Source organism: Verrucomicrobiota bacterium (assembly GCA_039192515.1).
Classification (GTDB): Bacteria; Verrucomicrobiota; Verrucomicrobiia; order Methylacidiphilales; family JBCCWR01; genus JBCCWR01.
This window is the reverse complement of the sequence record JBCCXA010000027.1, coordinates 1-20,016: the sequence shown is the minus strand read 5'-3', so window position 1 is coordinate 20,016 and position 20,016 is coordinate 1. Positions and strand designations below refer to the sequence as shown.

Genomic DNA, 20,016 nt, shown 5'->3' with positions numbered 1-20,016 from the left:
AGAAACATTTACCACATAGTAAACAAATGTGCCTCACCTCGACCTAAGGTACGGCAGTCTTTTTGCTTTTCTCTTTGCTAGAGTGACTGAAAGTATTGGCTTCCCATTGGTCTTAGGAGCTCTATCTTCAATTCAATTGAAAATAGCGGTAATTTCAAACTTGTGCATCAGACTCTAGGTCATATCTCTCCGAATCACTTATGAGCAACTGGCTTTCTACACTCAAGGCGACTCTTTCTGAATCTTGGTTTAAGATTCTATTTCTTAGCAGTGCCCTTCTGTTCTGGTTGGTATACCGCGATGGCCCCCTCATGCATAGCTTTGCTATTAGCTTTGGATCCATTTTGCTGGAAACACTGCCCTTCCTGGCACTGGGTTCGATTATTTCAGGTCTTATGGAAGTTTATGTTAAGTCAGAATGGTTAGAGGGCTTGTTCCCCAAGAAAAAATGGGCACCTTTTGCCGCCGGCTTCGGTGGCATTATATTTCCCGTCTGCGAATGCGCTATCGTGCCAGTTGCACGCCGCTTAATGAAAAAGGGCATTCCATTTACAACAGTCCTAGCCTATTTACTCGCTGGACCTATTGTAAACCCTATCGTTGCAGCTTCAACTGCTGTAGCTTATAACTACTCTTGGAGTACTGTTCTCATACGTTTAGGTTTCGGCTATATCATAGCAGTTCTAGGTGCATTCATCATTTACCGGCTTTTTCCGGGTAACGAAGCTTTAATAGATACTGGAAAATCAAAAGAAGTTAACGAAGCCTCTGATTGTCATCATGCTGACAATTCTCATCATAGTCAGGATGTTCATCACCATGAGAAACATACCCATTACACCTCAAGGCTAGACCGCTTCTTTGATGCAATCGAACATGCTACTGCTGACTTCATGGTCATCGGTCAATATCTCATCTTTGGTGCATTCTTAGCCGGCATGGCTCAATCTCTTATCCCGAGGTATGTCTTTATAGAACTGGGTCAAACACCCACAGCTGGTATTGGTGTCATGATGTTTTTGGCGGTCTTACTTAATCTTTGCTCAGAAGCAGATGCTTTTGTTGCCGCCTCTTTCCGCTACGCATTGCCTCTCTCTGCACAAATGTCATTTATGCTTTTAGGCCCCATAGTAGACATCAAACTTATAGGCCTATATCTATCTTTTGTTCGAAAGAAGGCAGTCATCTGGCTTGTTTTAATCCTTTGCTTACTCGTATTTACCTTTTCTTACCTCGTTGAGTATTTGCCACAGTGAAAAAGTATAAATATAGATTAGTTGTCTTATTAGCATGGATAGGGCTATTAAGTTACCACATAGTAGCAGGTAGTTATATTAATTTTCTTCGCCACGATCTACTTTTCCTGCTTATTGCTGGATGGGTTATTTTGATGGGTTGCCTGGTAGTGTCTCTCTTTCGAGCAATTAAGCCTCTTGATGCCAGATCTAATACTTGTTGCAATGAACACAGAGAGACGTGGTTACAATGTGCTATTTTGGTCTCTCCTTTGCTTTTTATTGCCTCAGCTCACGATCTTGGGCTAGGCAGCCATGCTCTGGAAAAACGCATGACACAGTTTAAAATAAGCGAGTTAGATAATGCGAGAGTAACCATAGCGCCTTCACCCGCTAAACCTCATGGTATTACTAGCAACAGTGATCGACCAAGCCTTGATATCAGAGCGGTATGTACCCATCCAAAACAATGGATAGGGCAGGCTATCACAACTTGGGGGCAAGTATACAACAAACCAGAGGCCATAGGAGAAAATCGTATCCTCCTATTCCAATTTCTCATTACTTGTTGTGCCGCTGATGCTATCCCTATGGGCATTTTAGTAGAAAGTCCGGAGGCACAAAGTTACACCAATGACACCTGGCTGATTGCCACGGGCAAAGTAACCATAATCAAACACAATGATTATGATGTTGTGTGTATTCTAGCAGATAAGTTAAAAGAAATTCAGAGGCCCAGTAACCCTTATCTCTACCGAGGTCTCGAATCAGGTCCACCTGCTCATTGAAAAAACAGTTTCACCAAAATGACTTAGCGTCCATTTTAGTTTACCTCCTATCAAATGAATTTACTATGATCACTGGCTATACCAGCAAACCACTTTCGAAATAATCTTTAACCCCCGCTTCTAAGCTAAAAGCGGGCTTTAATCCAAGCTCTAGTTCTATTTTAGACATATCTGCTTCCGTATGAGGTTGATAATGTTCATAGGGGTTTTTGATATATTCAGCCTCAAGATTTGTTGAAAGCACATCATTGAGAATGGCTACTAAATCATTAAATGAGCGTGGTTGCCCACTCCCAGCATTGTAAACAGTTGTTTCTTTAGCCTGTAAAGCTCCAATGGTGTAGGACACAATATCTTTCACGTAAACAAAATCTCTCTTCTGTTCTCCAAATTCAAAAATGCGCGGTCTCTTGCCAGCCATCATTTGCTTGGCTAGATGGAGAATCATACTTGCAGGAACTCCTTTATGTTCTTCACGTGGCCCGTAAACATTGAAATATCTTAACCCTACAATTTTCCAACCACTCTCCAAAGATGTGTAATGTCTAGCTAGATTTTCTAAAACGACTTTCGTAAAGGCATAGACATTAGCAGGCTTTTGTGAATCATCCACGTGATTTACGCCACTGGTGATTCCATAGGTCGCGGCTGAGCTAGCATAGATAACAGGTGTTTTATACGGACGAACAAACTCTAAAAGATTACGAAAACTTTCTACGTTATCTTCCACTTGCAAGCGTTGGTCATGCTCTGTGGTATCTGTAATGGAAGCTAAGTGGAAAACTGCATCCCACATGGTCGAATCAAACTGTTGCTCCCAATCTAGCCTTGCCATATCTTTAGCTAGAACATCACCCTTAAAACCTTCTAAATTTTTGAAACTGGCGCTTCGAAAATCGTCAATGACTGTAATCCATGCTCCAGGAAATTGATTTTGTAGCTCTAAAGTGAGGTTGGAGCCGATAAAACCAGCACCTCCTGTAACCAATATTGATTTCATAGACCCTCAACCTAGGCACGTTGTTCAGAAACTCAACTAATTCTTCTGCAATTTGGCTATCTCTTCCTGACGCTTCTTGAATTTCTTATATCTCTTCTCTATTTCTGCTTCTAATACAAGTATATCTACTTGCCCTGTATAACGGTTTACAACTTTCCAATCTGGTTCAATGATAAAAGTAGAGGGCACGACATCAATACCTCCAAATTTCTCTGCAAAGTCATAGTCACTAACTAAGATGGGATATCTCAGATTCATATCACCAAAAACCGGCAAAGCATCTTTCTTGCCTAATTCATCAATAGAAATCCCAATAATTTGAAAAGGCTTTTCGTTTTCTGTCCATTTGGCCTGGAGTTTATGTAACTCTAAAACTTCCCTAGCAGAAGCAGGGCTCCAAGTCGTGCAAAAATTGACTACCACCATCTTTCCTCTGAGCATCCTTGAGGAAAAAGGTAAATCTCGGATAGTCATTAGCTCAAATTCGGGAGCAGAGATAGGTTGTATCTTGGGTTCAGGTATCACCAACCGAGGTGAACAACCGATCAAGGCTAGACCTATATATCCGCATAACAGAACACTGGCTACTCGCACCATGGAAGATGACTGTGCCGCTAAGTTTAAAAATTACAAGAAATACTGGCTTCTGTTCATACAACATACATTACCTATTAGCTTTCAAGATTTTTAAGAAAGCTTCAAACACCCTGGGATCTTGCAGTTTGTCAAAAGCATCTGCCAGTTCCGCTCCTGATCGATCACTTCGCATACCAGCTGAAAGCCCCTTCAGTTGAGCAATGCGTGTTGGTAGATTGCATTGACTCAAGCTCTGAACCCAAGCAGTCATACGTGGATCTTCCTCCACTACCTGCACAAGAATGACAAGCGTGTCTGGAATGATTGAATTTGGCGTGGGTCCACTGATTGAGACCCACTTGTTGAGCGCCTTGGCTCCGCGGCGAAACTTTCCAACCGAAAGTTTCACCGTATCTTTGGTCACATTAGCAATCTGTCCCCCAAGCTTTTTAAAAGGCAATGTCCCAGTTTCAGCAAGAGATACTTTCGCTTCTTTAGCTTGCTTTATTTTTTTCTCAGCCTGTGCACTCTCTGTCTGCTCATTGTCTGATTTAGCTTTCTTGGCTTCAGCCATTCTTTTCAATTGACCCAAGCCATCTTCGAGATCCTTCCTTTGCGCTTTGCGCATATCCATTGGAATAGACTACCATAAATCACCGTGTTAAGCTATGTATGCTTATTAGGCCGCTATGGCTGCTTGAATTTTTTTAAAATTAGCTCACCTTAGTAGTATATGTTTTCAACAACCATACGCCCCCTCGCGCAGTTTGAGCAATCCATGCAATTGTTCAACCGTGCCAGAAAAGTTATTCCTGGTGGTATCTACGGCCATACCACTCCCGCTCTCGTTACTCCCGGAGGTTCTCCCTACTATGCAACCAAGGGAAAAGGATGTCGTTACTGGGATGTTGATGGCAACGAATTTATAGATTACATGTGTGGCTATGGGCCCATCTTGCTAGGTTATCAAAACCCGGAAGTTGAGGAAGCCGCGGAAAAGCAACGCGCCGAAGGAGATTGCTTTAATCATCCCACGACAATCATGATCGACCTCGCTGAGAAAATGGTTGATATCGTCGATTTTGCCGACTGGTGCGTCTTTGGCAAAAATGGCTCTGATATGACGTCCTGGTCCATCCAGGTAGCTAGGCAACATACAGGCCGTAAAAAAATTCTCCATGCTTCCAGCGCTTATCACGGTATAGACCCATGGTGTACTCCTGGACATGGTGGCCTCATAGAAGAAGATCGAGCTCACATTCATACTTTCAAATGGAATGACCCACAATCCGTACGAGACCTCATTGAAAAGCACCCCAATCAAATTGCGGGTATTATCACCACCCCCTACCATCATCCTACATTCAGTGACTCAGTTCTTCCTACCCAAGAATTCCTTAATACCATACGTCAAATCTGTGATAAACATGGCATCCTTTGGATTTTAGATGATGTTCGTGCAGGCTTCCGTTTACACCTAGGTGGTTCCCATCGCTACTTTGACTTTACTCCAGACATATCCTGCTACTGCAAAGCCATCGCCAATGGCTATCCACTCTCCGCCTGTGTGGGTAAAGAATTTATCAAACTCTCAGCAACTAAGGTCTTCCTGACAGGCAGTTACTGGAATGGTGCTGTATCCATGGCAGCAGCCTTAAAAACCATCGAGCTACTAGAGCGTGATAATGCCATTGCCCATATGAACGACATGGGAGTTCGCCTTTTCAATGGACTTCAAAGAACTGCAGAAAAACACGCTCTGCAAATTAACTGCTCTGGCCCCCCCGCCATTCCTTTCATGACTTTTACGAATGAAACAAATCTGTTTCGATCACAACACTTTTCTGCGGAATGCATGAAGCTAGGCGCTTTCTTGCATCCGCATCACAACTGGTTTGTCTGCTCTGCTCACACAGATAAAGATATCGACCAAACCATAGAAATAGCTGACAAGGCGTTTGCTTCGACTAAGGCAAAATTTTCTAGCTAATCTAATATTACCTTAGAGAGTCTATCTATTTGCTAATTTTTTTGTTCAAATAATCACGAATTTCGCGCGCAGTGCGGTCTGTGTCTTGATCCGCATCTTGCATAGAGCCCATAATCCCGCCAGCTTGATTAGATCACCCGGTTGTTTTAAAGACATAGAGGGACTTTGATTTTGAATACCCTAAATCATACACTTGGACTTTTGTTTCTATTTTAGTCCCACCAGCTCCTAAGCCGATTATCAACAGGTCTGCAACATCATCAGGCTTAACGCGAATAAATTCTCCTGTAATCCATAGTCCACTACTAGAAGAAGGTTTGCTATTCACAATTTGAGTCGGCACTATGTCATCTAATCTAGATTCTATAGCTTGAGCCAAGTCTGCTTGAACTTGTTTTTGCGAACTAGCAGATTCTTCCGCTACAGAAACAGATGCGCAGCTTGATAAAAAGCGTAATGCACCCAATAAGCAAATAGATATCGGTCTCTTTTCTATAAACAGCAATCGTAAAATGCATGTCAAGCAATCGACAAGCGAATTACAGGCTGCAGCAATAAAATATCAAAACGACCATCGTATACTAAAAACAAAAATGCTGAATGAGTTATTCCTATCCTCGATAGGTCACATTCTTATCAATCGCTCGCCTATGTCGTCAGCAACTTCATTGGTTGCAATAACATAATCGTCTTTGCTATGTTCGGAATAGCTTATGGATTATCTAGCACTGGCTATTGGTTTAATGCTTGGAGGAACGGCAGCTTTCATCATCGTTCGCACTATTTCTAACAGTTATAAAAGCAAGTCGGGAGAGCTCAACCGTCAAGTTTTAGAAAAAGAAGAGTCAATCTCTCAAAAACAAAACGAGATCTTATCTTTAACCGAAAAATTAGCCACAACAGAAACAGAGAACAAACACCTACTGGAGCAACTCGCCACAAACAAAGAAGCACAAGCTCATTCCCAAAAAGAGTTCCGAGAACAATTTCAAAACCTAGCCGGAGATATTCTTCACCACACATCAAAAAAATTTACAGAGCATAACAAGGTCCAGATCGAATCCGTCCTAAGTCCACTCAAAGAAAGTGTACAAGAATTTAAAAAACGTATAGAGACCACTCATACCGAGCAAGCTCAAGCAAAAGGCGAACTACTAAATGAGCTCAAAAACCTCCGCCAGCTTAATTCTCAATTATCCACTGACGCTAATAATCTCATTACCGCTTTAAAAGGCGGTAATAAAGCTCAAGGCGCTTGGGGAGAAATGATTCTAGACTCAATCCTATCAAAATCTGGGCTCACCAAAGGAATCGAGTACCAAACTGAAGATTCGTATACCGACCTCATAACAGGAAGGCGCTTACGGCCAGATGTTGTCATTCGTTACCCTGAAGATCAAGGTTGCCTCATCATTGATTCCAAAATGTCCTTAGCAGCCTATGAACGTTATTGTTCTGAACAAGAGGAGCAAAATCGCCAACAAGCCCTTAAACAGCACCTTGATTCTATTAAGCTTCATATCAAGGAACTTAGTAATAAGAATTATCAAAAGATCGCTGATATCAAAACCCCGGACTTTGTTCTCATGTTTATCCCTATAGAACCGGCTTTCACTTTAGCCATTCAGTCTGACCCGAAGCTTTATGAATTTGCCTTTGATAAAAATATTATCTTGATCACGCCATCCACACTTTTGGCAACCTTGCGGCTGGTCAAAAACATATGGAACCAAGATAGACAAAATCGATATGCTCTAGAAATTGCTGATAGAGGAGGCCGCCTATACGATAAATTTGTTGATTTCTATGAGACTATTCAGGATGTCGGCAAACACATAAACAGGACCCAACAAGCCTATTCTGAGGCGACAAGAAAATTACATGACGGACGCGGCAGTCTAACCACTCAAGTAGAGAAGCTTAAACAGCTTGGAATTAAAGCTAGCAAAGCATTACCAGATTCAAGCTATTCAACAAACGATGAGCCATGAAGTCATCAAATAGCCCTTACCTTTCCTATGTCGACAGTATTAAAGAGCTATACAACCGTGCCAAGCAGTTAGACCATCAAATAAAGCAACCTGCCACTGGCACTCCAAATCCTGTCACCAAAGCAAATGAAGGTCCTAGCATTCTGCTTTTTTCCCCACACCCAGATGATGAATGCATTACAGGCTTACTCCCTCTACGTTTAGCTCAAGAAAAAAGAGCTAGAATCACAAATGTGGCCGTTACTCTTGGAAGTCTTGCAGAACGACGTGAGGAGCGCTGGGATGAACTTCAAATAGCTTGCCAACATCTCAATTTCCAGTGCCATCGATTAGATCTCAAGGACATAGTAAAAATTGCTCAACCTAACAACTCCGCCTGGAAAGACACCATCCAATCCATTCAGAATCTATTCACTATTTATAAACCAGATGGTATTTTCTGCCCTCACCCTAAAGATGCTCACCCTACTCATCAAGCGGTCTATCAACTGATACTAGAAAGTATTAGATTGTTCCCCTCTTTTACCGATCCTCTGAATCTTTTTTATACCGAGTATTGGTCTACCATGGAAAAGCCCAATTTGATGATCGAAGCAAGTAATGCACATTTAGCTGAACTCATCTATTCTCTCAGTTGCCATCGTGGCGAAGTAAATAGAAACCCGTATCATCTTACGCTTCCTGCTTGGATGATGGACAACACAAGAAGAGGGTCTGAACTTTTAAGTAAACCCGGAGCCAGTCACCCCGACTTATGCTTCTCTACGCTGTATAAATGGCAAATAATTAAAAATGGGACTTTCTGCCAGCCGTCATCAAAAATGTTGAAAATAAATACCTATTGCACCGAGAAGTCTCTCGAGGAGTTATTTTAACCCAGGTGATGTCATAGAATTGGAACGAGATGCATAAAAACTTAGGCAACTAGGAAAAGAGAATCGACAAAGATGTATTCAATCACATCGTCTGAACGTAGCTCTTGTCAGCAGGCGAAGACGAAGCGATCAAGCGCGGAACACCAGTTGGGATGGATTAGGGACATGGGCCTCAAAGCTTATACCTTTAGCAGACCCTAAGCTTCATGGGCCAAAATCTTGCGCAAATCTTTAAGTCTTTAAGGCATTGTTCAGGTTTAATTGATTTTTATTAGATTGATACGCAGTTGTAACATTAAAGTAAAAGAGTAATTTCATGATTGCCGAGTGAGGTTACATAGGCTATCTAGATTCTTAGCTGTTAATCATAAAAATGAACATAAACCATGTTGGCAAAAAGCTGACACCCATGGAAAAATAAAGACCATGCCTACATCGACAGGTGAACAACGTGCGAAGGTTGAAGATCTCAACTCCTTACTCAATTCAAATTTTGGTCCCGATTGGGCCTCAGGTTCTGAGTCCAAGAATCTAGTAAAGCCCGGAACCGACAGTCCCGATTATCCGCAGCAAGAGAAAAGTAGTGAACGCCGACCCAAGCAAGATCTACCCCAGTCTAAAACTCTGGGACCTAAAGATCGCCGCTCTCATGGTCTTAGAGAAACGCGTAAACGCACCGGACCACCAACGAATCGACTAGAAGAACGCCGCGGTAATGATCAAAGAACCCATCGAGGTGGATTTCAGAAACGGCAAAATTACAGCAAACCGTTTGATCCTGTGGTTGAAGTCGCATTTCAGCCTAAAGAAGAGATGTTTAGAGCTCTTATCAAAATCATGCGAGATAGTTGCCGCACTTTTGAACTCTTCAGTGTCGCGAGAACCATGCTCCAAAAAGCCGAGCGTTATCAAATTATCATTCGCCCGCTTAAGGATGATCAAGAACCCAATAACAAACAAAAAATTTATTTATCTATTCCAGATAAACTACTTTTCTTAAGCGAATCTGAAGTCGTTGACCATATCATAGCTAATCACTTAGAACGTTTTTTTGATCTCGAGACTGTTGATACTGAGCCACCTAAGGGCAATTTCGTATGTGTCAACAAATGCGGTATCACAGGCGAACTTCTTGGCCCTCCTAACTACCATCGTTATAAAGATACACTTCGCGAACACTTTTCGCGCCGTATCAACCAAACAAGTTACGAACGCTTTACCTCCAAAATAGTAACGCTCAAAGATGAGGAAAGTATTCAGAGCTGGCTAAAAGAAATGTCCAAAACGACAAAATACAAGGTGAAAACTTCGACTGTAGAGGGTGAGGAACGCAGGATATTAGACAGCCGTGAACAAGTCATAAAATACCTTCTCGGAGAAGCTAAAGGAAAAGCTGTAAAAGAAGTTAATCAAGGCCGACTCGATGGAGAAAAGTTTTCATTATTACCCAAGGGTGATCTATCTCTATCCATTGTAACAGTTCTCGAACAACAAAAACGCTTTCCTCTCAACACAGCGAATATCTTAAGAGATAGATTCCGTCACCAACGCTTTTCCATTTACAAAAAAGGATCCAAGGGAGTTTCTTATGTCTGTGCCATCAAACGCAAACACAGAACACCTGACACTGTTTTTGCAGCGTCTATGCAAAACCTCATTGCCTTCATCGAGAACAATCCTCGTACTCTGCGTTCTGCATTGCCTGAAAAATATCTTGAAAAGACTACAGATAGCGCCGTTGCAGAAGAGCAAACTTCGACTATGCTGAGAGATCTTCACTGGCTTATTTCAGAAGGCTACGTGTCTGAGTTTGAAGATGGGGCACTTTTTATCTCTCCAGTGCAGTCTCAACCTCAACAAACAGACCTCCATAAGAAAAAGAATGTAACCGTTGGTTCTGAGAAAGTATCAACATCAAGTAAAACCTGTAGCCCTGAAACGAAGTCTTCGGTAGCAAAAGATGAACATACCGAGACTACGTCCGAACCACTGTCTCTCATCGATGAAAAGGATCAGAAGGAAAAGGAAAAGCCTTCTGAGAGAGCCCTAGCCAACACTGAAAACCCTAGTAAAGCTAACTCAAGCCCACCAAAAGTGGAGGTAGAAGCGATTGAAGAGACTGCCGCTTCTGAGAAGACTCAAGAAAAAAGACCTAACCTTTCAAGCCAGTAGCTGAAAGGGTGTGCTTTTATATGACAGTTCCATCAGGAACAATACAGCCCTTAGGAATAATCACGATGCCATCACGAACGTAGTATAGAGGATGATCCATATCGATATCTTTGCCCTCTGCAGTGATCGAAACATTCTTACCAATACGAACATTTTTATCTACAATAGCCCCTTGAATCTGCGTACCTTCACCAATTCCTAGAGGAGGAATTCCATGCTCATTATTTTTACTGGTAACTTCAGGGCTTTCAAAATAGTCGGACCCCATCACAATGGAATCTCTAATAACAACCCCTGATTCTAAACGACTGCGTACACCTATAATAGAATGTGTCACATCTGCACCGGATAAAATACATCCATCAGCTAAGACTACCTTTTCCACTCTGCAGTTATGTAGCTTAGAAGCTGGTAAATATCTGGCCCGAGAATAAATCGGAGAAACGACATCAAAAAAATTAAACTGCGGTATAATTTCCGTGAGATCTAGATTCGCATTATAGAAGGCCCGTATGGTACCAATATCCTCCCAATAACCTTGATAAACATATGAATAAACACGCTTATCTTGGCTGATGAGTAATGGAATAATATGTTTACCAAAATCTTGGTGACGCTTAACTTTAAGCGCGTCCTCCAACACTTCACGTTTAAAGACATAGATCCCCATGGAGGCTAAAAAGAGATCCTGCTCTTGCGGAACACCTACTCGTTCACGAGTAGCACGCGGCATTTGTAATCCATCTAAAACTGAGTCCTCCTTGGGCTTTTCCACGAAATGTTGAATCCGATCCTCGTCGTCTACATGCATGATACCAAAACCTCTGGCAGGCTCACGGCTCACCGGAATAGTCGCCACTGTAATATCTGCGTCCTTTTGGTAATGCTGATAGAGGATATGACGGTAATCCATACGGTAAAGTTGATCCCCGGACAAAATAAGCACCGTGTCATGATCATGTGTGCGCAAATGCATCAAATTTTGCCTTACTGCATCAGCAGTGCCTTGGTACCAGGAATCTCCATCACGCGACTGCGCAGCGGCCATGATCTCAATGAAACCCTTTGGATAATAATCATCAAAGCGATAACTCTGTGTCACGTGTCGATGTAATGAAGAACTCAAATACTGAGTCAACAAGAAGATTCTTCTTAGCCCAGAATTAATACAAAGGCTAATAGGTATATCCACTAATCGGTATTTGCCTGCTAAAGGGACTGCTGGTTTCGCTCTTTCCTGTGTTAAAGGGTATAAACGCGTCCCCGCACCCCCTCCTAAAATGAGAGAAATAACTCTTCTTGCATCAGGGAAATGATTATCCATACGGTTAATATTGACGGTAGCTCATGGCAATAGCTAAAACAAGAGCTTTCAATAATTATGTGTGGAATTGTCGCTTATATTGGTGAACGAGATGCTCAACCCATCTTACTTGATGCTTTAGGTAGATTAGAGTATCGCGGATACGACTCCTCAGGTATTGCAACTATTAATGGGGCAGGCCTTCAAGTTAAGAAAAAATCCGGCAGGATCAAGGATCTCTTGGAACTTGTCGAAAGAAAACCTTCTACGGGCACAATTGGCATCAGTCATACACGTTGGGCAACTCATGGTGAAGCCAATGATGCCAATGCACACCCACATGTTGATCAATCAGGCAAAATTGCACTCGTCCACAATGGAGTAATCGATAATTACCAAACCATTAAGCGACTGCTGAGAGAGAAAGGACATACTTTTTGCACTAAAACAGATTCAGAAGTCTTGGCTCACCTTGTTGGTTACTATTATGAGAAAGGTCATGAGCCTGATTATAGGGAACGGCTTGAGTCGGCTTTGAGGCAAGCCCTCAACGAAATCCAAGGAACCTACGGTATTGCCCTGATTCATGAGGATATTCCAGATTTCATATTGGGAGCTAGACGCGGTAGCCCTCTGGTTCTTGGCATAGGCAATGGTGAACAGTTTTTGGCTAGCGACACACTCGCCCTGGGAGCCTACACCAAAAAGGTCGTCTATCTCCAAGATTTCCAAATTGCTACACTGACCAAAGATGAGTTTCATGTGAAACCACTCTTCAGCAATAAAACCATGAAGCTGAAAATTCAGAAATTGGACTACGAACCTGGTAGTGCTGAACTCGGTGATTTTCCTCACTTCATGCTAAAGGAAATATTTGAGCAACCCACTGCCATAAAAAATGCTTTCCGTGGAAGAATTAGCATCGAAGAAGCCTCCGCAAAACTAGGTGGCCTTAACCTAACGCCTGAGCAATTGCGTGAGATTGATCGAATCTTTGCTGTAGCCTGTGGTACAGCCCTTCATGCGGCCATGGTGGGTGAAAATATCATTGAAAACCTTGCCAACATTCCTATGGAATGGGACTATGCCAGTGAATTTCGCTACCGCAACTGCCCACTAGAGCGCAACACCTTGTTCTTTGCCATCAGTCAATCCGGAGAAACCATCGATACTCTGGGTGGGCTCCGTGAAGCCAAACGTAAAGGGTTTCGTTGCCTAGGTATTTGTAATAACGTTGGTAGCACCATTGCGCGAGAAAGCGATGGAGGCGTTTATATGCATGCCGGCCCGGAGATTGGAGTTGCGGCTACAAAATCGTTTGTTTCTCAGGTCACCATATTTTCTCTCATTGGGCTTCTACTAGGCCGCATGCGCTACCTATCAGCGTCGGCGGGTCAGAAAATAATCCATGCCTTAGAAGAACTCCCTAACCAAATTGAAACGATTCTTGGTCAATCAGCAAAAATCCGAAAAGTTGCCGAAAAATATGCCAATTCAAAGAGTATGCTATTCATGGGCCGCCAAGCTAATTACCCTATTGCATTAGAGGGTGCTCTAAAAATGAAAGAGATTACCTACATTCATGCTGAAGGTTATCCCTCTTCAGAACTTAAGCATGGTGTTATTGCTCTAGTTGAGCCAAATGTTCCTTCCATCGTCATTACCCCACGCGACACACTCTATGAAAAAAATGTAAATAGCATTGAAGAGATCAAAGCGCGAAACGGTTCCGTGATTGCCTTGACCAATGAAGGCGACCCAGATATTGAGAACTTATGCGATGACGTATTGTATGTTCCTAAAACACTTGAGACTTTTCAACCTATTCTTAATGTTGTCCCTCTACAATTACTGTCCTACCACACGGCTGTGATTCTTGGACGAGATGTTGATAAGCCTAGAAACTTAGCTAAGTCTGTCACAGTCGAATAAGTTCACTACACATGAAGAAAAACCAAACCTGCGCAATTGGAATCATTGGTGGAACTGGTCTTTACCAGATCCCTGAATTTGCTGAAGGAGAAAAAATCACCATGGATACTCCTTTTGGAAGTCCATCCGATACCATCACTGTTGCAGAAATCAATCAAAGACGTGTCGCTTTTATTCCCCGTCATGGTGCCCACCATAATCTACTTCCTTCTGAAATTCCTTTTCGATCCAATATATATGCACTTAAAAAATTAGGTGCTAGATGGATTATCAGTGCCAGCGCAGTAGGGTCACTAAAAGAAAAACTCAAACCCAGTCATTTTGTCATACCTCTACAGTTCTTTGATCGCACTAAAAATAGAGAAGAACATACTTTCTTTGGAAGTGGCATTGTGGCTCATGTAGCCTTTGGACAACCCATCTGCGAAAAGCTAGCTACTATCCTCTACCAATCAGCTACGACTATGGGAGCTGAAGCCCACTGGGGGGGAACTTATGTCAATATGGAGGGACCTGCTTTCTCAACCTTGGCGGAAAGCAATTTTCATCGCCAACTTGATTTTGATGTCATCGGTATGACTAACTTAGCTGAGGCAAAACTCGCTCGTGAGGCTGAAATAAGTTATGCCACGCTCGCTATGGTAACTGACTATGACTGCTGGCACCCAGAAGAAGAATCCGTAACGGTCGACTCCGTTGCAACCATCCTTAAAAAGAATGCCGCCTTGGGAAGCCAGACCATCTTACATGCTATCAGTCAAATCCCTCTTGATAGTGAAACCGCATCACACCATGCTCTTGCTCAAGCCATTCTCACACCCAAAGAATACTGGGCTAAAGAAACCGCCGAAGATCTCAAGCCCATCTTAGAAAAGTATCTCTAGCTCTTACTCTCGACCAGCTCTGGAGATTCCTCAACTGCTACAGGAGCCTGCATCGTCTTCTTGTGAGTGATATCAAGATAGAGGTTGTATAAAGCAACACACATGGGAAAAAGATTGCTCATGACACCTACAGAATCATTTTTACCAAAAATGAAATAAGCCAGCAACATACTACTACCGACAATGCTCATAAGCCAAAAAAGCCTCGGCATCACTGGTTTCTTCGCTATTTTTGAAGCAATCACTTGAACGACCCAACGACCTCCAAACATAAATACCCCTGTGTAACCTATGAGCTTCCATGCTGTAACTGAGACATGAAAATTAAATAAGTGAAAATCAAATAGAACTTCGTTCATAACCCTCTCAGATCTCTCTGCTCATCCCTTTTTTGAGCTTTAAATTTTGCTAATCGCCCACCTAAACCTCTGTTGAATAAGGATTTATGGACCAAGTCACCTGCCTTGTCAATAACCATGAAACCCCTATCAAATCATAGATACCCTTCCAGGCTCGTCCAGCTACCGTATATTTAGATATACCTCGCTTGCGCGGGCGATGGTTCACTGGTACCTCTATAACCTCTACACCTGCATTTTTTAAAAGCGCAGGTAGAAAACGGTGCAAAGCGTTGAAAGGAACGAGCTGCTTGACATGCTCTTTACGTATCACTTTTAGAGTGCAGCCCGTGTCTCTCACGCCATCCTGTAAAAAAGAAGAACGTATATTATTGGCGATACGAGATGCTACTTTCTTTTGCCAGTTATCTTGGCGGGTCTTGCGATATCCACAGACAATATTCATTTCACGAGATCTTTCTAGAAGCGCAGGAATATCAGCGGGATCATTCTGGCCATCCCCATCCATCATTACACAAACATCGCCCGATGCGTGATGAAGCCCTAGATACAAGGCGGCACTTTGGCCACAGTTCTTTGCCATACCCAGATATCTAACATTGGAGGATTTAGCATGGTTGCTAATTTTTTCTGCTGTTGAATCGTCACTGCCATCATCTACAGCTAACACCTCAGCATCAGGCATAACTCCACATACTTCCCGAAGCACTTCTTCAACACTCTCTTCTTCATTATAAAATGGGATGACTATTGAAACTCTCACTAATCTGTATCTCCTTGTATAACCTCTTGCTCTCCAACCTCTAATAATTCCACCGTATCTTCGCGACCACCAAACTCCTCGCAGACAAAGAAATAAAACTTACGTATCTCATTTGCTTCATGATACGTGTAGCTTTCTTTTACAAGCATCACTTCGGAAAACTCACGTGTTAATTGCACTGGTATATCATCTGAATCTGATACAAATAGTGCTGTTTCACGCCAGAAGCCATCCTCGTACCCCGACCAAAAAGAATACTGGTTCATAATACCTTCATGACTGGGAAGATAAACTCTTGGATTGTTCTTTGCATAAAAACTAAGGAGGCTGGCATAGCTATATTTATTGGCAATAAGAAAACTAGCACCATACTCTCTTTGTAATAAATTGACTTGCTCAGCCAAATCCTCACTTCCTTTGGCTCGATTTAACAACCGTCTGATCGGCTTAATCTCGCTAGCTCCTGGCACATCATGCAGTAAAAGAGACCCTACTAAAGCTATCCCCAATACTAGCCCGGTAACATACCTTACACCTTTCCATTTCTCACTGAGTTTCATAGCACATACGACAACGAGCAGGATACCGCCTATGTAACTTGGAACTGCCCAATTCGCTTCGCCCGCTTCTTTTAAACTTAATACTGAGTAAAAGAGCAGCAGAGGTAGAAATAGAGTGATTGCATACCTGATACTGGTTTTTTCATGATCATTACTGCCTTTGGTAAGAAAAACCGCTGCCAACATTGCCAGCCAAATAAAAGGTGATATCACCACGGCTTGCATCACCCAAAATGCCAGAACCTCTCCTACATTATATTCAAAAGATTCATCCAACCCTCCTCTGTGAATCAAATGCTCTAGTGTAATCCATTCATTTGCCTCATTCCATCTATAGACTGGGTATAAACACGCGACAATCACCACAAGCATCAACCAAAAACCTATGGTAAGAAAGCAGTGGCGACCTTTCCTATCCCAAAGACAGAAGAGAAAAAAACAAGCCAACTGTGCAACATTCGTATACTTACAGAGCATTCCTAATCCAATCGATAAGCCAGTTAAAAGCCACCAAAAGAAACAGCTCCAATGATTCCTCTCTTTTGCTCTCCAGAAAGCATTCGCTGCCAAGACCCAGAAAAAAACACTCAATGGGTCAATAGTCATCAGGATGCTACCCAGCGAAAAAAGCGGAATAACCGCTGCGGTGATCACACACCAAAAGCCAATTTTGGGAGAAAACAATTGAGAGCCTAACCAAAATAAACACACGGCAGTACAGGCACTCAAGATCACTGCGAAAAATCGCACCCCAAGCACGGTATCGCCAAATAATTCTGTCCCCGCAGCAATGGTATAAGCGACTCCGGGCCCTTTACTAAAATAACTCCAGTCTAAGTGCTTAGACCACAGCCAATAATAAGCCTCATCACCTACCAACTCCATGCGGTTTACAAACCACAAACGAAAGAGGGTCAAAGCCACAATGATGACCAAACTCCACTGGAAATACGAAAATGACTGTTTGCCTTTTGCCATACTAGAGGCTGTTTCAAAGCTATGAAATGGCCGTGTTACCTTCTATTTTTGATTGAACTAAAGATAAAATGACCAAAACCTGCGGAAAGCCCATACTAGGAGCCAATCTGTCCAAGAAAGAAGCGAAAACAGCCATCGCCCTTAGCCCTGCTGCGAGATACACCTGCGCACTACATCGTTCTTTCATCAAATGCTTCATCCACTGTCTTTCCTATTCATCTCCTTGTGATCTACAAAAGCGCATAAGCAACGCAAACAGCTCTGAGCCAAGCCTCCTACCTTTCCAGGTGTTCTAGCTTCTAACAAGCAGATTTCTCCACTTATATAACTGCTGATGTTTATTATATAGCTGCGGCCACTTCCATTTACCCATTTTATTCCAAAGAAATTGCGCAACATAACAAATTCCAATTGTATAGAACCCTGCAACAAAGTAAGAAACGATTATGTCTGAGGGAAAATGGTTGCCAAGATAGATACGTGAATAACTGACCAACGCCGCCCATAGCCAAATCAACCTAAACCATCCGCCATAAATTAAAGTTACTAACAGCGCTATTGCTACATTATTGCAAGCGTGTCCAGAAGTCATCGAACGTCCTTTTTCAACACGTCGTGGTTTAGAAGGCTCTACAACCAACTGCCATCCTTCACGTCTTACATGGTTTATATTTTCTACACTTTCATGCGGTCTAGGCCTATTGATGGTCTTCTTAATATTCGAATTAATGCCAGCGTCTCCTATGAGAAGGGCCCAAAGGAGACTAAAGACAAACAATCGCCCCTTAAATTTGCCCCAGATCAGGAGCCCAATACCCCCTACTACCAAAGGCCACTTGAAAAGACCAAAGTCAGACACAAGTAACATGATCACATTTAGCCAATCACTCGTCCATTCTACATTGATGAGCCTTAATAATATCAAATCCCACTCATAGATCTTATCCAATCCTGACATAATAAACAAAAACTCTGACGACATATGGAAAGTCACCTCTTATTAGCTAAGACTGAACCGTAGGTTATATTTTACAAGAGTCGATCCAGCTATTACCCTCAGCTAAGTCTATGAAGATTTCTTGTCATTTTTTAAACCCGAACTATGTGATAGAGGTTCAACAAAATGGGTAAAAGCTTGAGCCACAAAGAAAAGAGAGTCGACCAAGATATATCCAAAGATGATATTTCTAAAAGGCTCTATGCTTCTTGGAGCCAAGATCTTTCGCAGATCTTTAAGTCTTTATGGTATCATGTGAGCTTGAATATCTCTATCCTTACTCTCATTCCCTATCTCGCAATGAATGTCAATCAAACGACTGCCGCAAGCATTGACAGCTCTAAACCCGTCCCCAGCCCCGAGATTGTTCAAGCCAAGGTCTGGAATGTCATGCAATTCCAAGATTTTAAAATGGAAGGTGTCCTTAAAGTTCTCAACAAAGACAAAGTAGGAAAATCCAAATCCGTTCGTCATCCAGTCATACTACGGGTAAAAGACCGCACCATGGTCTATGAATTTCAAGAAAACCCCCTTCATATACGAGTCGATTTCACCTCAACTGGAAGTAATGTCATGACTCGTAAAAAGAAAGAAGACCCTTGGAAGATTCTATTAGGCACTGAACGAACCAAACAAATCCTCAATACGGATGCTAGCTTTGAAGATCTGGGTATTGATTTTATACGTTGGGAGAATGCTCGAGGACTCGGTTATACCAAGCACCTCAATCTATTTGACTCCTGGGCTTATGAAGCAAGCCCTTCTATCCCTAGCCAATACGCTAAGGCACAATACTGGATCAGCTCAGAATTTTTTGCGGTTTTAAGAGTCTTTGCTTTCAATAGCAAAGGACAAATGATCAAGAAAGTGGAAGTTCAAGATGTTATGCAAGTTGGCGATGCGTTTCTTCCTAAAGAGATCAAAATCGCCTCTGTTATTCCAGGAAGAAACCTCTCTAGAAGCATGACTCTTATTCAAATCAAAGATGCTACAACAGGTTCAGGTCTGTAGAATACGAGCCCATTTTAACACCCCCCCTCACAGACCACCTTGAAATTTCCATGAGTATAGGGCAATGGCTAGGCAGAATGTAGCTTCAAGGTTTTTTAGATTTAAGCTCATGATATCATAGAAGTTGAATGAGATGCGTAAAAACTTGAGCCACAAGAAAAAGAGAGTCGACCAAGATGTATTCCATCACCTCGTCTGAACCTAATTCCTATAAGCAAGCGAAGACAAAAACAATCAAGCGCACCAAGCGCCATCCGAATAAAGTTAGGCATAGGTTTCAAAAATGTAACAACTCTAGCAGACCCTATTTTTCTTGGAGCCAAGATCTTACAGAAATTTTTAGTTTCTCTGGCATCATTCAGGTTTAATTCAAAAAAGTTTCCAACTACTCTATTCCGTTTCTGCATTTTTCACAGAAGCCGGCTAACATAAAAATAATTAAACACAAATCCAGCAAACTCGAATGCGCTTTATATGCTTTCATATTTGCTTCTTGCTATAATCAAAAGTCCCCTTTCCTGGCTCTAGCTACATACCGTCGCAAAACTCTCGCGATTTACAGGGTTTAAATCCTCTGAAAATACATTAGCGATATTTATACA

18 protein-coding genes are annotated in these 20,016 nt (G+C 42.2%); 9 read left to right on the top strand and 9 right to left on the bottom strand.

What is annotated here, in order from left to right; translation table 11 throughout:
• Positions 1-200: 200 nt before the first annotated feature.
• The gene (locus AAGA18_11790) at positions 201-1,256 is read left to right on the top strand and encodes a permease (GenBank protein ID MEM9446018.1); all 1,056 of its coding nucleotides are present in this window, start codon (positions 201-203) and stop codon (positions 1,254-1,256) included.
• On the top strand, positions 1,253-2,023 hold the full coding sequence (locus tag AAGA18_11785; GenBank protein MEM9446017.1) for a TIGR03943 family protein: 771 nt from the start codon (positions 1,253-1,255) through the stop codon (positions 2,021-2,023). Before AAGA18_11790 ends, AAGA18_11785 begins: the two co-directional genes overlap by 4 nt.
• A gap of 76 nt (positions 2,024-2,099) precedes the next feature.
• Here the strand turns inward: AAGA18_11785 and rfaD are convergent, their stop codons facing one another.
• The 3 genes from rfaD to AAGA18_11770 form a co-directional block, all read right to left on the bottom strand.
• A complete protein-coding gene (gene rfaD / locus AAGA18_11780) occupies positions 2,100-3,023 on the bottom strand; it encodes an ADP-glyceromanno-heptose 6-epimerase (GenBank protein MEM9446016.1) in 924 nt (307 codons plus the stop codon).
• A gap of 36 nt (positions 3,024-3,059) precedes the next feature.
• On the bottom strand, positions 3,060-3,620 hold the full coding sequence (locus tag AAGA18_11775; protein MEM9446015.1) for a TlpA disulfide reductase family protein: 561 nt from the start codon (positions 3,618-3,620) through the stop codon (positions 3,060-3,062).
• Positions 3,621-3,687: 67 nt separating this feature from the next.
• Positions 3,688-4,227 carry a hypothetical protein gene (locus AAGA18_11770; protein ID MEM9446014.1) on the bottom strand — a complete coding sequence of 180 codons (540 nt, stop codon included), beginning with the start codon at positions 4,225-4,227 and terminating at the stop codon, positions 3,688-3,690.
• A gap of 105 nt (positions 4,228-4,332) precedes the next feature.
• Here AAGA18_11770 and AAGA18_11765 point away from each other — a divergent pair, with 105 nt between their 5' ends.
• Positions 4,333-5,589, top strand: coding sequence for an aminotransferase class III-fold pyridoxal phosphate-dependent enzyme (locus AAGA18_11765; protein MEM9446013.1), 1,257 nt, complete (start codon positions 4,333-4,335; stop codon positions 5,587-5,589).
• Positions 5,590-5,722: 133 nt separating this feature from the next.
• Here the strand turns inward: AAGA18_11765 and AAGA18_11760 are convergent, their stop codons facing one another.
• Positions 5,723-6,055 carry a DUF4410 domain-containing protein gene (locus AAGA18_11760; GenBank protein ID MEM9446012.1) on the bottom strand — a complete coding sequence of 111 codons (333 nt, stop codon included), beginning with the start codon at positions 6,053-6,055 and terminating at the stop codon, positions 5,723-5,725.
• A gap of 247 nt (positions 6,056-6,302) precedes the next feature.
• Between AAGA18_11760 and rmuC the strand changes: the two genes are divergently transcribed.
• The 3 genes from rmuC (at position 6,303) to AAGA18_11745 (ending at position 10,627) form a co-directional block, all read left to right on the top strand.
• On the top strand, positions 6,303-7,580 hold the full coding sequence (gene rmuC, locus AAGA18_11755) for a DNA recombination protein RmuC (protein ID MEM9446011.1): 1,278 nt from the start codon (positions 6,303-6,305) through the stop codon (positions 7,578-7,580).
• Positions 7,577-8,455 carry a PIG-L family deacetylase gene (locus AAGA18_11750; GenBank protein MEM9446010.1) on the top strand — a complete coding sequence of 293 codons (879 nt, stop codon included), beginning with the start codon at positions 7,577-7,579 and terminating at the stop codon, positions 8,453-8,455. Before rmuC ends, AAGA18_11750 begins: the two co-directional genes overlap by 4 nt.
• Positions 8,456-8,881: 426 nt before the next feature.
• On the top strand, positions 8,882-10,627 hold the full coding sequence (locus tag AAGA18_11745) for a hypothetical protein (protein MEM9446009.1): 1,746 nt from the start codon (positions 8,882-8,884) through the stop codon (positions 10,625-10,627).
• 16 nt (positions 10,628-10,643) lie between these two features.
• Here AAGA18_11745 and AAGA18_11740 read toward each other — a convergent pair whose 3' ends face one another.
• Complete coding sequence (locus AAGA18_11740) at positions 10,644-11,951, bottom strand: glucose-1-phosphate adenylyltransferase (GenBank protein MEM9446008.1); 1,308 nt, start codon at positions 11,949-11,951, stop codon at positions 10,644-10,646.
• A 57-nt stretch (positions 11,952-12,008) separates the two neighbouring features.
• Here AAGA18_11740 and glmS point away from each other — a divergent pair, with 57 nt between their 5' ends.
• Both glmS and mtnP read left to right on the top strand, forming a co-directional pair.
• Positions 12,009-13,862 carry a glutamine--fructose-6-phosphate transaminase (isomerizing) gene (gene glmS / locus AAGA18_11735; protein ID MEM9446007.1) on the top strand — a complete coding sequence of 618 codons (1,854 nt, stop codon included), beginning with the start codon at positions 12,009-12,011 and terminating at the stop codon, positions 13,860-13,862.
• An 11-nt stretch (positions 13,863-13,873) separates the two neighbouring features.
• A complete protein-coding gene (gene mtnP / locus AAGA18_11730; protein MEM9446006.1) occupies positions 13,874-14,746 on the top strand; it encodes an S-methyl-5'-thioadenosine phosphorylase in 873 nt (290 codons plus the stop codon).
• On the opposite strand, the gene AAGA18_11725 is transcribed toward mtnP, so the two are convergent.
• From AAGA18_11725 to AAGA18_11710, 4 genes are all read right to left on the bottom strand, one after another.
• On the bottom strand, positions 14,743-15,105 hold the full coding sequence (locus AAGA18_11725; GenBank protein ID MEM9446005.1) for a lipid-A-disaccharide synthase N-terminal domain-containing protein: 363 nt from the start codon (positions 15,103-15,105) through the stop codon (positions 14,743-14,745). The two genes, mtnP and AAGA18_11725, sit on opposite strands and share 4 nt — an antisense overlap.
• A gap of 61 nt (positions 15,106-15,166) precedes the next feature.
• Entirely contained in the window at positions 15,167-15,868 is a 702-nt protein-coding gene (locus AAGA18_11720; protein MEM9446004.1) for a glycosyltransferase family 2 protein, read from the bottom strand.
• Positions 15,868-17,406 (bottom strand): glycosyltransferase family 39 protein, encoded by a 1,539-nt coding sequence (locus AAGA18_11715; protein ID MEM9446003.1) that lies wholly within the window; start codon positions 17,404-17,406, stop codon positions 15,868-15,870. Before AAGA18_11715 ends, AAGA18_11720 begins: the two co-directional genes overlap by 1 nt.
• A 292-nt stretch (positions 17,407-17,698) precedes the next feature.
• A complete protein-coding gene (locus AAGA18_11710) occupies positions 17,699-18,388 on the bottom strand; it encodes a phosphatase PAP2 family protein (protein ID MEM9446002.1) in 690 nt (229 codons plus the stop codon).
• Between the two features lie 141 nt (positions 18,389-18,529).
• Between AAGA18_11710 and AAGA18_11705 the strand changes: the two genes are divergently transcribed.
• Positions 18,530-19,414, top strand: coding sequence for an outer membrane lipoprotein-sorting protein (locus AAGA18_11705; protein MEM9446001.1), 885 nt, complete (start codon positions 18,530-18,532; stop codon positions 19,412-19,414).
• Positions 19,415-20,016 lie beyond the last annotated feature (602 nt).